Source organism: Rhodococcus sp. PvR099, from assembly GCF_017833315.1.
Classification (GTDB): domain Bacteria; phylum Actinomycetota; class Actinomycetes; order Mycobacteriales; family Mycobacteriaceae; genus Rhodococcus_G; species Rhodococcus_G oryzae.
On sequence record NZ_JAFIBV010000001.1, the window covers coordinates 5469829 to 5483573 of the forward strand.

At 68.9% G+C, this 13745-nt stretch carries 15 protein-coding genes; 14 read left to right on the plus strand and 1 reads right to left on the minus strand.

All coding sequences use genetic code 11. From position 1 onward, the window contains the following. Positions 1–5 precede the first annotated feature (5 nt). Genes JOE46_RS25225 through yhjD form a run of 10 tightly spaced genes read left to right on the plus strand, consistent with a single transcriptional unit; the run spans position 6 to position 9909 of the window. Complete coding sequence (locus tag JOE46_RS25225; protein WP_209928774.1) at positions 6–908, plus strand: hypothetical protein; 903 nt, start codon at positions 6–8, stop codon at positions 906–908. Beyond that, positions 905–2599, plus strand: coding sequence for a fatty acid CoA ligase family protein (locus tag JOE46_RS25230; protein WP_209928777.1), 1695 nt, complete (start codon positions 905–907; stop codon positions 2597–2599). Before JOE46_RS25225 ends, JOE46_RS25230 begins: the two co-directional genes overlap by 4 nt. Beyond that, positions 2596–2847 (plus strand): hypothetical protein, encoded by a 252-nt coding sequence (locus JOE46_RS25235; RefSeq protein WP_209928778.1) that lies wholly within the window; start codon positions 2596–2598, stop codon positions 2845–2847. Before JOE46_RS25230 ends, JOE46_RS25235 begins: the two co-directional genes overlap by 4 nt. Then, complete coding sequence (locus JOE46_RS25240; protein ID WP_307861337.1) at positions 2832–3884, plus strand: NAD-dependent epimerase/dehydratase family protein; 1053 nt, start codon at positions 2832–2834, stop codon at positions 3882–3884. The genes JOE46_RS25235 and JOE46_RS25240 overlap by 16 nt, the downstream gene beginning before the upstream one ends. Before the next feature lie 36 nt (positions 3885–3920). Beyond that, entirely contained in the window at positions 3921–4724 is an 804-nt protein-coding gene (locus JOE46_RS25245; RefSeq protein WP_097210458.1) for an exodeoxyribonuclease III, read from the plus strand. Between the two features lie 37 nt (positions 4725–4761). After that, on the plus strand, positions 4762–6879 hold the full coding sequence (locus JOE46_RS25250; protein WP_209928779.1) for an MMPL family transporter: 2118 nt from the start codon (positions 4762–4764) through the stop codon (positions 6877–6879). Further along, a complete protein-coding gene (locus JOE46_RS25255) occupies positions 6869–7264 on the plus strand; it encodes a ribonuclease domain-containing protein (protein WP_209928780.1) in 396 nt (131 codons plus the stop codon). Before JOE46_RS25250 ends, JOE46_RS25255 begins: the two co-directional genes overlap by 11 nt. After that, positions 7264–7743 (plus strand): barstar family protein, encoded by a 480-nt coding sequence (locus JOE46_RS25260; RefSeq protein WP_097210461.1) that lies wholly within the window; start codon positions 7264–7266, stop codon positions 7741–7743. The genes JOE46_RS25255 and JOE46_RS25260 overlap by 1 nt, the downstream gene beginning before the upstream one ends. Before the next feature lie 42 nt (positions 7744–7785). Next, the gene (gene trpS / locus JOE46_RS25265; protein WP_245221169.1) at positions 7786–8874 is read left to right on the plus strand and encodes a tryptophan--tRNA ligase; all 1089 of its coding nucleotides are present in this window, start codon (positions 7786–7788) and stop codon (positions 8872–8874) included. Between the two features lie 6 nt (positions 8875–8880). Next, complete coding sequence (gene yhjD, locus JOE46_RS25270; protein ID WP_097210462.1) at positions 8881–9909, plus strand: inner membrane protein YhjD; 1029 nt, start codon at positions 8881–8883, stop codon at positions 9907–9909. Between the two features lie 18 nt (positions 9910–9927). Here the strand turns inward: yhjD and JOE46_RS25275 are convergent, their stop codons facing one another. Then, positions 9928–11220 carry a D-alanyl-D-alanine carboxypeptidase family protein gene (locus JOE46_RS25275; RefSeq protein WP_209928782.1) on the minus strand — a complete coding sequence of 431 codons (1293 nt, stop codon included), beginning with the start codon at positions 11218–11220 and terminating at the stop codon, positions 9928–9930. 112 nt (positions 11221–11332) lie between these two features. On the opposite strand from JOE46_RS25275, the gene JOE46_RS25280 reads away from it, so the two are divergent. The 4 genes from JOE46_RS25280 to JOE46_RS25295 all read left to right on the plus strand — a co-directional run bounded on the left by JOE46_RS25280 (position 11333) and on the right by JOE46_RS25295 (position 13736). Further along, positions 11333–11638 (plus strand): hypothetical protein, encoded by a 306-nt coding sequence (locus tag JOE46_RS25280; protein ID WP_209928784.1) that lies wholly within the window; start codon positions 11333–11335, stop codon positions 11636–11638. A 91-nt stretch (positions 11639–11729) separates the two neighbouring features. After that, positions 11730–12659, plus strand: coding sequence for an ABC transporter ATP-binding protein (locus tag JOE46_RS25285; protein WP_209928786.1), 930 nt, complete (start codon positions 11730–11732; stop codon positions 12657–12659). Continuing rightward, a complete protein-coding gene (locus tag JOE46_RS25290; RefSeq protein ID WP_209928788.1) occupies positions 12656–13498 on the plus strand; it encodes an ABC transporter permease in 843 nt (280 codons plus the stop codon). Before JOE46_RS25285 ends, JOE46_RS25290 begins: the two co-directional genes overlap by 4 nt. Beyond that, complete coding sequence (locus JOE46_RS25295) at positions 13488–13736, plus strand: helix-turn-helix transcriptional regulator (RefSeq protein ID WP_097210467.1); 249 nt, start codon at positions 13488–13490, stop codon at positions 13734–13736. Before JOE46_RS25290 ends, JOE46_RS25295 begins: the two co-directional genes overlap by 11 nt. The last annotated feature ends 9 nt before the right edge of the window (positions 13737–13745 follow it).

Here is a 13745-nt window from a genome sequence, read left to right on the forward strand (position 1 = left end):
GCAACATGGGTATCTCGATCAAGTCCACCGGGATGAGCGTGGCCACCGCGACGACGAGCGCCATCGAGCATTCCGCTCGCGCGGCGCGCGGCGCCATGAGCAGTGCAGGCGTCGAGCCCGAGCAGGTGGGCGTGCTCATCAACACCGGCGTCTACCGCGACTCGAACCTGTTCGAGCCGGCGATCGCGGCGCTCATCCAGCGGGAGGCGGGCATCGGCCTCGAGTATCCGGAGGGCGTGAGCAGGTCGTTCTCGTTCGACCTGATGAACGGGGCCTGTGGTGTGCTCAACGCGGTGCAGGTGGCGACCGCCCTTCTCGAAACCGACAGTGCGCAGTACGTTCTCGTCGTCTCCGGGGACACCCACCCCTCGCTCCAGCGACGCAGGCCCGCCGCGGACTTCCCGTTCGTCACGGCGGGGGCGGCGATGTTGCTCGAGAAGACCGACACCCCATCGGGATTCGGCCCCGTGCACGTCGCGGAGTTGGAGGGGACCCCGGCGACGAGGGGGTTCGCCAATATCGCCGAGATGGGTGTCCACGGTCGCTCGCTGGTGACCGTGGAGCGCGAGGACGGGTTCGAGGAGCGTCTGCTCGAGGTGGCAGGTGTCGCGGCGGGTAAGGCGATCGGAGCGCACGAGGGCGGGCTGGACCTGTCTCGGACCGCGCTGATCAGCTCGCGGCCGACCGCAGGGTTCCCGGCCGCCCTGGCCGCGCAGCTCGGTATCGCACCGGAGGCGGTGCTCGGCAGCGGTGTGGTCGAGGGTGACGCGCACACCGCCGCGCTGACGGCGGCGTATCACCAGGTGGACGAGGCGATCCTGGCCGGCTACGACACCGTGCTGTTCGTGGCCGCGGGCGCCGGGCCGAGCGCGGCCGCCACCGTGTACCGGCTGGCACCGACGGCGTGAGCAGGGCGACGACCACGACCGCTGTTCCCGCCCGCCCGGCGGCGCACTGCGGATCGGTGGAACGGATCCGGGCGATCGCGCGGGCGCACCCGGATCTGGAGGCGGTGATCTCACCGGACGGCAAGGGCGAGGCGGGTGTGCCGACGTACGGTCGGCTGACCTATCGGGAGCTCGACGACTGGTCCGATCTGCTCGCCCAGCGGTTCGAGGAGATCGGGATCCGGCGCGGGGTGCGAACCCTGCTGCTGGTCACCCCTGGGCCCGAGTTCTACGCCATCATGATCGGTTTGCTGAAGGTGGCGGCTGTGCCCGTCGTGATCGACCCGGGCATGGGTCTGCGTCCGATGCTCACCTGCCTGAAATCCGTTTCCCCACAGGCGTTCATCGGCATCTCGAAGGCGCACCTGCTGCGGTTGGTGTTCCGTTCGTCGTTCGCGACGGTGGGGGTCAAGGTCACCGTCGGGCGCAAGCTGTGGGGCGGCCATTCCCTTCGGGCCTGGGGCCGGACGCCGGACCGGCCGGTGGCCGCGAGCCAGGAGGCACCGGCCGACGAGGTGATGATGATCGCCTTCACCACGGGCAGTACCGGCCCCGCCAAGGCCGTCAACCTCACCCACGGCAACCTCGCCGCGATGCTGGACCAGGTTGACGACGCCCGCAAGCGGGTGCCGCCCGAGACGTCCCTGATCACGCTGCCGATCTTCGGGGTGCTCGACCTGATGCTCGGATCCCGTTGCGTGCTGCCGCCGATCGTGCCGGGGGAGGTGGGCTCGACGGATCCCGCGCGCGTGGTCGACGCGATCCACCGGTTCGACATACGGACGATGTTCGCCTCGCCTGCCGTGCTGGTTCCGCTGGTGCGGTACGCGCAGACGCACGACGTGCGGCTGCCGTCCGTGCGGTCCATCTACTCCGGTGGCGCGCCGGTGCCGGACCACGCCATCGCGGCGCTCCGCTCGATCCTGCCAGCCGAGGCCGAGGTGATCGCCGGCTACGGGTCGACGGAGGCGCTGCCGATGTCGGCGATCGAGTCACGCGAGCTGCTCGGGGAGTTCGTCGCCCGGGCCCACGCAGGCGCGGGAACGTGCATCGGGCGACCGGCGCTCGGCCTCGAGGCGAGGGTCGTCGGCATCACCGACGAGCCGATCCCCACCAGGTCCGACGAGACGGCCGCGGGTGGGATCGGCGAAATCGTGGTGGCCGGGCCGAACGTCAGCACCAGCTACGCGTGGCCGGAGGCGGCGAACGCGCTCGGCAAGATCAGGGACGGCGACCGTACCTGGCACCGGACGGGCGACCTGGGCTGGATCGACGAGGGTGGCCGGATCTGGTTCTGCGGGCGCAAGAGTCAGCGGGTCCGCACCGCGGACGGAGCGCTGTTCACCGTCCAGTGCGAGCAGATCTTCAACACGGTCCCGGAGGTGTTCCGGACCGCGCTGGTCGGTGTCCGTGGTGACAGCGACACCCGCCCGGTGCTCTGTGTCGAGCTGATGCCCGGGGTCAGGAAGAGCGAACGGGCGCGGATCGAGGAGGAACTGCGTGAGCTCGGGGGACAGAGCCACACCACCGATCGAATCCACGACTTCCTCTTCCATCCCGGCTTCCCGGTCGACATCCGGCACAACGCGAAGATCGGGCGCGAGAAGCTGACGGTCTGGGCGGCATCGCAATTGGTGAAGGCGGAACGATGAATACGAAGGTCATGCTGCTGCGTGTCATCCCGGTCTTGGGATGGATCTACCTGGTGGCCGGGCTCATCCGGCCCTCCGGCAACCGTGTCGCGCGGGCGCTGTGGTGGATCGACGTGGTGCTCAGTGTCGGAGCGCACGCCGCGCAGATCCCGGCCGCACTGAAGGAAGGCCGCGCACGGGGGCATTCGGATGTGAAGATCGCCGCGATGACGATGCTGCTCGGTGCGACCTGGTGGCGGACCCAGTGAGGGCACTGGTGACCGGTGCGAGCGGATTCCTCGGTGGCGCACTCGCCCGTCGACTGGTCGCGGACGGCGAGATGGACGTCTCCGTGTTGGTGCGCCGCAGCAGCAACCTCACCGATCTCGGCGACACCTCGAAGCTGACCCTCGTCTACGGCGACCTCACCGACCGTGACTCCCTGTTCGAGGCGACGCGGGGAGTGGACGTGGTGTTCCACAGCGCCGCGAGGGTGGACGAACGTGGTGTCCGCGAACAATTCTGGAAAGAGAACGTGCAGGCGACCGTCGACCTGCTGGAGGCGTCCCGCCGAAACGGTGTGTCGCGCTTCGTGTTCATCTCCAGCCCGAGCGCGTTGATGGAGTACGACGGCGGCGATCAGATCGACGTCGACGAGTCGGTCCCGTACCCGAGCAGGTACCTCAACCTGTATTCCGAGACGAAGGCCGCCGCCGAGCGGCTCGTGCTGGAGGCGAACGGCCCCGACCTGATCACCTGCGCGCTGCGGCCGCGGGCGATCTGGGGTGCGGGCGACCGGTCCGGTCCGATCGTCCGGCTGCTCGCGAAGGCATCCGAGGGCTCCCTGCCGGACATCTCCGGCGGCAAGGACGTCTACGCCTCGCTCTGCCACGTCGACAACATCGTCGACGCGTGCGTGCGGGCCGCGGGCTCGGACCAGGTCGGGGGCAGGCCGTACTACATCGCGGACGCCGAGACCACCAACGTGTGGGAGTTCGTCGGGGTGGTGTCACGGATGTTCGGGTTCGCCCCGCCCAGCCGCAGACCCAACCCTCGGGTGCTGGCCGCCGTGGTGACGGTCGCGGAGGCGATCTGGCGGGTGCCCTACATCGCGAAGCGCTGGTCGCCGCCGCTGTCGCGGTACGTGATCGCGCTGATGACGCGCAGCGCGACCTTCGACACCGGCGCCGCGCGGCGCGACCTCGGCTACCGGCCGGTGGTGGACCGGGACAAGGGGCTCGCCGCCTTCAAGGACTGGGTGGACGAGCAGGGCGGACTCGAGGCGCTGGCGGCCCCGCTGCGATAGCGGCGCTGTCGGCCGGTTGGGCTACGGTTCCTACCCGTGCCGCACATCATCACCACCGTCAACGTCAACGGGATCCGCGCCGCAGCCAAGAAGGGCATGCTGGAGTGGATCGAGTCCACCGAGGCGGACGTCATCTGCCTGCAGGAGACCCGCGCCGACGACAAGCAACTCGCCACCACCCTGGCCGCTGCCCTCGAGGCCGGCTGGCACCTGGCCTCCGCCCAGCCGTCGGCCAAGGGCCGCAACGGGGTGGCGATCCTGTCGCGTAGGCAGGCGGACGCGGTGCGGATCGGGCACGGGGACGAGGAGTTCGCCGAGGCCGGGCGATACATCGAGGCCGACTTCGACGACCTCACGGTGGCCAGCCTGTACCTCCCCTCCGGGGAGGTGGAGACCGAGCGGCAGGTGGAGAAGGAACGGTTCCTCGGATCCTTCGGACCGTATCTGGCCGCGACGGCAGCGGCGGCCGAGCGGGCGGACCGGCACGTGGTGGTGTGCGGCGACTGGAACATCGCGCACACCGAGCTGGACCTGAAGAACCACAAGGGAAACAAGAAGAACTCCGGCTTCCTGCCGAACGAGCGCGAGTGGATGGGCTCGGTGTTCGGCGAGTTCGGCTGGGTGGACGTGATGCGCCGGCTGCACCCGGACCTCGAGGGTCCCTACACCTGGTGGTCCTACCGCGGCAAGGCATTCGACAACGACTCTGGCTGGCGGATCGACTACCAGGTCTCGACGCCCGTGCTCGCCGAGCGGGCGAAGCAGGCCGTCGTCGAGCGGGCCGCGTCCTACGACCTGCGGTGGTCGGACCACGCGCCGGTCACCGTCCAGTATCGCTAGTCCGATACCGCCAGTCCGATACCGCTAGTCTTCCACCGTGACGCGGTGGACATCGTTCGTGCTGGGGCGCCGTTGGGCCGTGCTGACGGTCGTGGTCGGCGCCATGCTCCTCGGGGGCCTGTGGGGATCCGGTGTGCTGGACCGGCTCAGCCAGGGCGGTGACATCGACCCGTCCAGTGAGGCGGCGCTCGTCGACGAGTTGCTGGCCGACCATTTCGGGATCCGCAGCCCGGACATCGTCGCGATCTACCGTGCCCCCGACGGTAAGACCGTCGACGACATCGGCCCCGCGGTGTCGGCCCGGCTCGCCGAGGTCGATCGGGGCCTGCTGGCGGAGCCGATCGAGGACTACTGGAGCGCGACGGGCCCGATCCGGTCGTTGCTGCGCAGCGCCGACGGATCCACCGCGCTGGCAGTGGTTTTCGTGGCGGGCAGCGAGAGCGAGCGGATCGAGTCGTTCACGGAACTCGAACCGCAGCTGACCGTGCCGGGGGTGTCGACCGAGCTGTCCGGGTTCAGCGCGATCGCGGACGAGGTCAACAAGGAGTCCAAGCGCGACCTGGTGGTCGCGGAGATGGTCTCGTTGCCGGTCACCCTGCTGGTGCTGGTGCTGGTCTTCGGCGGGCTGGTCGGCGCGGCGATCCCGGTCGCGATCGGCGCGCTCTCGATGTTCGGCGCGCTGGCCGCGCTGCGCCTGCTCTCGATGTTCCTCGAGGTCAGCGTGTTCTCGGTGAACATCGCCTCGCTGCTCGGGCTCGGCATGGCGATCGACTACGGACTCTTCATCGTCAGCCGCTATCGCGAGGAGTTGGCGGCAGGCGCGGGCACCGACGAGGCGGTCACCAGGACCATGGCCTCCGCGGGCCGCACGGTCGCGTTCTCCGCGGTGCTGCTGCTGTGTGCGTTCGCGGGCACCCTGGTGTTCCCGCAGCAGATGCTCAAATCGCTCGGGTTCGGCGCGATGGCCGCGGTCGCGCTGGCCGCGGTGCTCTCGTTGACGGCGCTGCCCGCGCTGCTCGCCATCCTTGGCCCTCGGATCGACGCGCTGACCTGGCGCCGCGGGGCGTTCGAGCGGGGTGAGGCTCGCGCGCAACGTTTCTGGGGCGCGCTCGCGACCGCCGTGATGCGAAGGCCGGTCGTCATCGCCGTCACCATCGTGACCGTGCTGTTGCTGTTGACGCTGCCGCTGTTGGGGACCCGTTTCGGCGATGTGGACCACACAGCGCTGCCGCCGGGCAACGAGACGCGCACGACGGTGGAGCAGCTCACCGCGCAGTTCCCGATCGCGAGCAGCGGCGCGACCGTCGTGATCCGCGGCGAGGACGGCGCGCCACCCGACGATGCGGCGGTCACCGAGGTGATCGCGGCGATCGGGGCGACCGACGGCGTCCAGCAGGCGATCACCGTGGGTACCGCCGATGGGATGGTCGCGGTCCGCGCGGTTCTGGAGGACCCGGACCGCTCGGTCGCCGCGGTCGACACGGTCCGCAGACTCGACGAGATCGAGGCGCTCGCGGGCACCGAGTTGCTGCTCGGCGGGATCACCGCGTTGTCGGTCGACAGCGTGAATTCGGTCCTGCACTATCTGCCGGTGATGATCGCGGTGATGGTGATCGCGACGCTGGTGCTGATGTTCTTCGCGTTCGGGTCGATCGTGCTGCCGATCAAGGCCGTGCTGATGGCGGCGTTGAGCCTGGGCGCGACCTTCGGCATCCTCACCTGGATCTTCTACGACGGCCACCTGGCGGGCCTGCTCAACGTCACCCCTGGACCGTTGATCTCGGGGATGGTCGTACTGATCATCGCGATGGTCTTCGGTCTCTCCACCGACTACGAGGTGTTCCTGATCTCGCGGATGGTCGAGGCGCGGCGGGCCGGGGCGACCACCGAGGAGGCGGTGCGCATCGGCGCGGCCAAGACGGGGCGGGTGGTGACCGCGGCCGCGACCCTGCTGATCTTGGTGACCGGTGCCTTCACCCTCTCCGACCTGTCCGTGATGCGGTTCATCGGGGTCGGGATGATCGTCGCGCTGATCATCGACGCCACCGTGGTCCGGATGTTGCTGGTGCCCGCGCTGGTGAAGCTGATGGGCGAGGCCAACTGGTGGGCGCCCGCGTCGATGGTCCGGTTGAGGGAGCGGGTCAATGTCCACTAGGTCCCGCGGTGTGATCGCCGCGGCGGTGCTGGTGCTGGTCGCCATCGTGGCGGCACTGCTGCTGACCACCGGCCAGGACAAATCGGGCTCGTCGGCGCAGACCGGGGTTCCCGCGGCAGCCGTCGCGACCCTGCAGATGATCGACGAGGGCACCTGGCCGGACTCGGCCGTGGCGCCGGGCACCAAGGGCGGTGACCGCTTCGGCAACAGGGAGCGGCAACTGCCCACCACGGATGGGTGGGGTCGGGCGGTCGGTTACCGCGAGTGGGACGTGAACCCGAAGCAGCGCGGAAAACCGAGGGACGCGCAGCGCATCGTCACCGGCAGTGACGGTTCGGCCTGGTACACCGGTGATCACTACACGACATTTGTGAGGATGCGCTGATGACAACGGTGGACGGATTCATCACCGATCGAACCGGTCCGGTGGCGGGCATGCTGACCGGTACCGCGCCGGTCGGCGACACCCTCGCCTACGCGCTCTCCGAGCGCGGCTACACCGTGCGGGTGGTGCGAGCCCCGAAGATGCGGACGACCGACGCCCTGTTCGACGAATTCGCCGCGGCCCTGCAGTTCCCGTACTACTTCGGTGCCAACAAGGACGCGTTCGACGAGTGCCTGCGCGACGCCGACGACTGGCTGGGCGAGTCGCCGGGACTGGTGCTGATGATCCGCGACGCGGCGGACCTGCTGGCCGACGAGCCCGGCGAGTTGGGCTGGTTCGTCGACGCCGTCGAGGACGGCGCGAAGGACCGGACCGACGGTCTGCTGCGGGTGATCCTGCAGGCGGATCGACCGTCGGCGAGCGCGTTGGCCCGCCGCTGGACGTCGGCGGGCGGGGAGCTCGCGTGGGTGGAGCCGTAATCGAATTCCAGGTGGGTGACCGGGCATGAAAGGATCGGGGCCATGTCGAGTTCCGCATCGTCGCCGTCCGCACCGTCATCGGACACCGCCCCGGTGAACACCGCCCCCGCCGCGCCCGGCACCGCCGCCCGCCAGCGGGTGCTCTCGGGCATCCAGCCCACCGCCGACTCGTTCCATCTCGGCAACTTTCTCGGGGCGCTGCAGCAGTGGGTGCCCCTGCAGGATGATTTCGACGCCTTCTACTTCATTCCCGACCTGCACGCGATCACGGTCCCGCAGGAGCCCAAGGAGCTGCGGCGCCGCACGAAGATCGCCGCCGCCCAGCTGCTGGCGCTCGGCATCGACCCGGATCGGTCGACGCTGTTCGTGCAGAGCCAGGTGCCCGAGCACGCGCAGCTCGCGTGGGTGCTGAACTGCATCACCGGCTTCGGCGAGGCCAGCCGGATGACGCAGTTCAAGGACAAGTCCGCCAAGCAGGGCACCGAGTCCGCGACGGTGGGCCTGTTCACGTATCCGGTGCTGATGGCCGCCGACATCCTGCTGTACCGCCCGCAGCGGGTACCGGTGGGCGAGGACCAGCGCCAGCACCTGGAGATGGCGCGTGACCTGGCGCAGCGGTTCAACACGCGGTTCGGCAAGGCGTTCGTGATCCCCGAGGCGCAGATGATCAAGGGCACCTCCAAGATCTACGACCTGCAGGACCCCACGTCGAAGATGAGCAAGTCGGCGGCGTCGGCCGCCGGACTGATCAATCTGCTCGACGACCCGAAGGTGTCGGCGAAGAAGATCAAGTCCGCCGTCACCGACAACGAGCGCGAGATCCGCTTCGACCGGGAGACCAAGCCGGGCGTGAGCAACCTGCTGACCATTCAGTCCGCACTGTCCGGCACCAGCGTCGAGGACCTGGAAAAGGGCTACGAGGGCAAGGGCTATGGCGACCTGAAGTCCGATACCGCCGAGGTACTGGTGGAGTTCGTGACCCCGCTCCGCGCGAAGGTCGACGCGTACATGGCCGACCCGGCCGAGCTGGACCGCATCCTGGATGCGGGCGCGCAACGGGCCCGCGAGGTGTCCGAGCGGACTCTGGCGACGGTCTATGACAAGGTGGGGTTCCTGAAGTACAAGGGGTGATCCGCGGTGCCGGACGTCAAAGCGCTTCTCGAGCGTCTCCGTGCGACGCGGCCGTGGCTTGATCACCTGATCCGTGCGGGCGGGCGGTACCAGGCGCAGAAGGGCGACTACTTCGCGGCCGGGATCACCTATTTCAGCGTGTTCGCGCTGTTCCCGCTGTTGATGGTCGGCTTCGCGGTCACCGGTTTCATCCTGGTCGGACACCCCGAGCTGCTGACCACGATCCACGATGCGGTCAGCAAGGCGATGCCGGGAGACCTGGGCGTCCAGATCAACCAGCTGATCGATGCCGCGATCGCCGCACGCACCACGGTGGGTGTCATCGGTCTGGTCGTCGCTGCGTACTCGGGCCTGGGCTGGATGGCGAACCTGCGCGAGGCGCTCAGCGCGATGTGGGACCAGCGCCATCCCACTGCAGGGTTCCTGCGGACCAAGCTGAAGGACCTCGCGAAGCTGGTGGGTCTGGTACTGGCCCTGATCGTTTCGGTCGGTCTGTCGGTGATCGGTGAGGGCAGCACCACCGGGCGGGTCCTGGGATGGCTCGGCATCGACGACATCGGCTGGGTGGGCACCCTGGTGCGGGTCCTGTCGAGCCTGCTCGCAGTGGTGGCGACGTGGGCACTGTTCGTCTGGGTCATCTCACGGTTGCCCCGCGAGCCCATCACCCTGCGCAGTGCGGCAAAGGCGGCGTTGTTCGCGGCGGTGGGGTTCGAGCTGTTCAAGCGGCTGGGCGCGATCTACCTGAAGGCGGTCACCAACGGTCCGGCGGGCTCCGCCTTCGGCCCGATCATCGGCCTCCTGGTGTTCATCTACTTCACTGCGAGGTTGGTGCTCTTCTCCACGGCATGGGCGGCGACGGCGCACGAGAACGAGGTGAAGGCGTTTGTGCCGCCGCCGGATCCGGCGATCATCGAGGTGAAGCAGGCGCCGGCGAGGGGGCCGACGATGTCCGAGGCCCTCGCCCTGGTCGGGGTGGGCGCGGCGGCCGCGGTCGGACTCGGCGGATTGATTCGTCGGCGCAGGCGCCGCGACTGACCTTCGGTCTCGGCCCGGTCAGCGCCGACGTCGGAGCCGCGCGGCCGCGACGAGGAGCATGCCGACGATTGCCGAACCGACCACCGCGACAGCTGTTCTCGACAACCCGGGGCTGGAGTCCGCAGGCGCGGCCGCGGCGATCGGACCGCCGACCGGACTGGACGGTGGTGCGGCCAGGGTCACCGGTGCGACTGTCTGCGCCTCGGTCGAGTCCGTGAGGGTGCCGACCGTTTCCGACGCCGGGAGCGCGAAACCGTAGTCGAGGAGTCGGGCGGCCTGTTCCCACGGGCGAATCGGTTTGACGTCACCCGCCATCAGGGTCACCACGAGCGTTCGGCCGTTGCGTTCGGCGGCACCGACGAAGGTCTGCCGCGCATCGTCGGTGTACCCGGTCTTGCCTCCGAGTGCTCCGTCGTAGTTGTAGAGCAGCTTGTTGTCATTGGCGAGGGTGAACCCGGGGTGGTCCTTGTCCTCCGGGTCGGTGGGGTCCTTCGGGAATCCAGGGAACGGTACCGACTCGGTATGGATGAAATCGGCGAAGGTCTTGTCCCGCATGGCCTCACGGAAGATGACGGCGAGATCGTATGCGGAGCTGGACATTCCGGGCCCGTCCAGGCCGGACGGGGTGGCGGTGCGGGTGTCGAGGGCGCCGAGCGAGCGGGCCAGCTCGTTCATCTTCTCCACGGTGCGCTCGTCGCCGCCGAGCTGCGCGGCGAGCGCGTGCGCGGCATCGTTGCCCGAGGCCATCACCAGGCCCTGCATGAGCTGGCGGTTGGTGTATCGCCCGTCCTTGCCGAGGCCGACCGCGCTGCCCTCGGCGTTCGCGTCGTCGGCGGTGGCGGTGACGGTGGTGTCGAGGTCGAGCTCGCGCAGGGCGAGGATCGCGAGGAGCACCTTGATGGTGCTCGCGGGGCGGTAGCGCCCGTGTGGGTCCTTGGCCGCGATCACGGCGCCCGAGTCGAGGTCGGCGAGCACCCACCCGGTCGCGGAGATCTCGGCGGGCAGACCGGGTGCGCCGTCGGGAGCGATGGCGCCGCACTCGCCGAGGCGGGCGCCACCGACCGGCCGGGCGGGGACGGGTAGCGCGGCGGGCGCGGTCTGTCCGGGGGCAGGCACCTCGGAGAGATCGATGGCCTGCGGCGGGGAGTTTCGCTGCGGGCAGTGGTCGGTGTTCGGGGTGGTGAACGGCGTGGTGGTGGTCGTGCTCGAATCCGGCGGCATGGGGGAGGGCTGCGCGACCGCCGGCGCGCCGACCAGGGCGATCGAGGCGACGGCGGCCAGTGCGGTCAGGGCTCGTGCGGGCGCGTTCATCGAGGATGCAGGGTATTCGACCCGGTGCTGGGGTCCAAGTTTCCACACCGGCCCGTGATCGAATCGGGTCGAGAGCGGCCGTGCCGGCCGTGGTCGTGCTCGAATGAGCGTCATGACCACGAACCGGCACCGGGTGCGCATCGACGGGGACATTCTGCTGACGCTCGACGGCGACATCGTCACCATCGCGACGCCCCGATTCGCACCGGGGATCTTCTTCGTGCACGCGGAGCTCCTCGAGGTGCACGTCGTCCCCAAGGGGGAGGACTGGAAGGTGAGGCTCCAGACCACGGGGGTGAGCATTCCGTTCCAGGTGTTGCCGTTCAGGGTGCCTGCCGCGCAGATCCCGGCCTTCGCCGCCTTCGTCGAACGCGCCAAGGAGGCGAGGGAGCGGTCGCTCCGGGACGAAGCCTCCTAAACGCGTTTGACACCGTAGTGGTGGAGCATTGCTGCCCTGAAATGTAGTAGGTATGCTACAAATCATCGAAGACCGATGACAGGGAGGGTTCATGACTTCGCACAATGGGGTTGTTCTCGATGTCGACACGCTGCGAATGCAGTACGACACGAACGAGGTTCTGCGTGACGTGACATTCCAGGCACGGCGCGGCGAGGTGCTGGTCATGCTCGGCCCCAACGGGGCGGGCAAGACCACCACCATCGAAATCCTGGAGGGCTTCCGTGGCCGCTCGGCCGGCCGCGTCGCGGTCCTGGGTGTCGACCCCGAACAGGGCGACGAACAGTGGCGCGCTCGGATCGGCGTCGTGCTGCAGTCCTGGCGCGATCACGCGAAGTGGCGGGTGCGTGAACTGCTCGCCCATCTCGGCTCGTACTACCGCCCCTTCTCCACCGACCGGGTCCAACGCCCGTGGGACACCGACGACCTCATCGAGCTGGTCGGCCTCGCCGAGCAGGCCGACGCCAAGATCTCCACGCTGTCCGGCGGTCAACGGCGCAGGCTGGACGTGGCGATCGGCGTCGTCGGCAGGCCCGAGTTGCTGTTCATGGACGAACCGACCGCGGGCTTCGACCCGGCGGCACGGCGCGACTTCCACGATCTGGTGCACCGGCTCGCCGACCTCGAGGACACCACCGTGCTGCTGACCACGCACGACCTCGACGAGGCCGAGATCCTGGCCGACCGGATCCTGATCCTGGCCGGCGGCCGGATCATCGCCGACGGCTCACCCGACGAACTCTCCCGGTCGATCGCAGGCGAAGCCCAGGTGAGCTGGACCGTCGACGGTCGGCGCTTCGTCCACACCACCACCGAGTCGACCAAGTACGTGCACGAGTTGTTCAAGCAGCACGGCGAGAGCATCGCCGACCTCGAGGTGCGCCGAGCCTCGCTGGAAGACACCTACATGACCCTGGTCAAGCGCGCCGAGTCCGGCGAAGCGACCGAGCCCGTCCACACCCTCGCGGAGGTCACCCGATGAACGCCACTGCCACCCGCGCCGGTCTCGCCCGCGGCGGCATCGAACTGCGGCAGTTGTACACCAACGGCCCCGACCTGATCGGCCAGTTCCTCACGCCCGCAATCGCGCTCGCCGTACTGTTCCTGTTGCGTGGCCGTATGTACGGCGACAGCGGGCTGTCCGTCGCCGAGCTGGCCGTGCCGGGTCTGCTCGGCAGCATCATCGCGTTCAACGGCATGTATGCCCTGCTCAACGTGCTGGTGCTGGACCGCGAGGACGGGACGCTGTTGCGCGCCAAGGCGGTGCCGCGGGGCATGACCGGCTACTTCGTCGGCAAGATCGTGGCCTCCGCCGGGTCGGTGATCGTGCAGGTGGTTGTCGTGCTCGGGGTGGGCATGGTGATCATCGGTGGCTCCTCGCTGTCCGGACCGGGCGCGGTGGTGACTTTCGTGTGGGTGGTGGCCTTGGGGCTGCTGGCCGTGCTGCCATTCGGCGCGATCCTGGGCAGCGTGCTCGACACGCGGACGGCATTTCTGCTGACGATGCCGCTGATGGGATTGATCGCCATCTCGGGCATCTTCTACCCGATCACCGCGTTGCCGGGCTGGCTGCAGGCCGTCGGCCAGTTCTTCCCGATGTACTGGCTCGGCCTCGGCATGCGCTCGGCGCTGCTGCCCGAGGAGGCGGTCGCAATCGAGATCGGCCAGTCCTGGCGGCACCTCGAGACCGCGGCGGTGCTGGGTGTTTGGGCCGTCGTAGGCCTGATGATCGCGCCGGTAGTGTTGCGACGCATGGCGCGTCACGAATCAGGATCGAGCATGGCCGAGCGGCGGGACAAGGCGATGCAGCGTGCCTTCTGAGGTCATCTACAACCGCATCGCGATGCTCCGCGCCGAGCGGGGCATCTCGCGGCGGGAACTGGCCGAGGCGCTGGGGGTCCACTATCAGACCGTTGGCTACCTCGAGCGCGGCGAATACAGCCCCAGCCTGCACCTGGCGTTGCGGATCGCGGCGTACTTCGAGGTGGCGGTGGAGGTCGTGTTCTCCACGGAGCCCTTTCCCCGTCTGGGGTCGGGTGCCGCAGTCGCCGATTCTTGACACAGAAGC

Coding starts and splice junctions, on each gene's coding strand:
- JOE46_RS25225 (WP_209928774.1), top strand. CDS start 6: ATGGGTATCTCGATCAAGTCCACCGGGATGAGCGTGGCCACCGCGACG.
- JOE46_RS25235 (WP_209928778.1), top strand. CDS start 2,596: ATGAATACGAAGGTCATGCTGCTGCGTGTCATCCCGGTCTTGGGATGG.
- JOE46_RS25255 (WP_209928780.1), top strand. CDS start 6,869: ATGTCCACTAGGTCCCGCGGTGTGATCGCCGCGGCGGTGCTGGTGCTG.
- JOE46_RS25260 (WP_097210461.1), top strand. CDS start 7,264: ATGACAACGGTGGACGGATTCATCACCGATCGAACCGGTCCGGTGGCG.
- trpS (WP_245221169.1), top strand. CDS start 7,786: ATGTCGAGTTCCGCATCGTCGCCGTCCGCACCGTCATCGGACACCGCC.
- JOE46_RS25275 (WP_209928782.1), bottom strand. CDS start 11,220: ATGAACGCGCCCGCACGAGCCCTGACCGCACTGGCCGCCGTCGCCTCG.
- JOE46_RS25280 (WP_209928784.1), top strand. CDS start 11,333: ATGACCACGAACCGGCACCGGGTGCGCATCGACGGGGACATTCTGCTG.
- JOE46_RS25285 (WP_209928786.1), top strand. CDS start 11,730: ATGACTTCGCACAATGGGGTTGTTCTCGATGTCGACACGCTGCGAATG.
- JOE46_RS25290 (WP_209928788.1), top strand. CDS start 12,656: ATGAACGCCACTGCCACCCGCGCCGGTCTCGCCCGCGGCGGCATCGAA.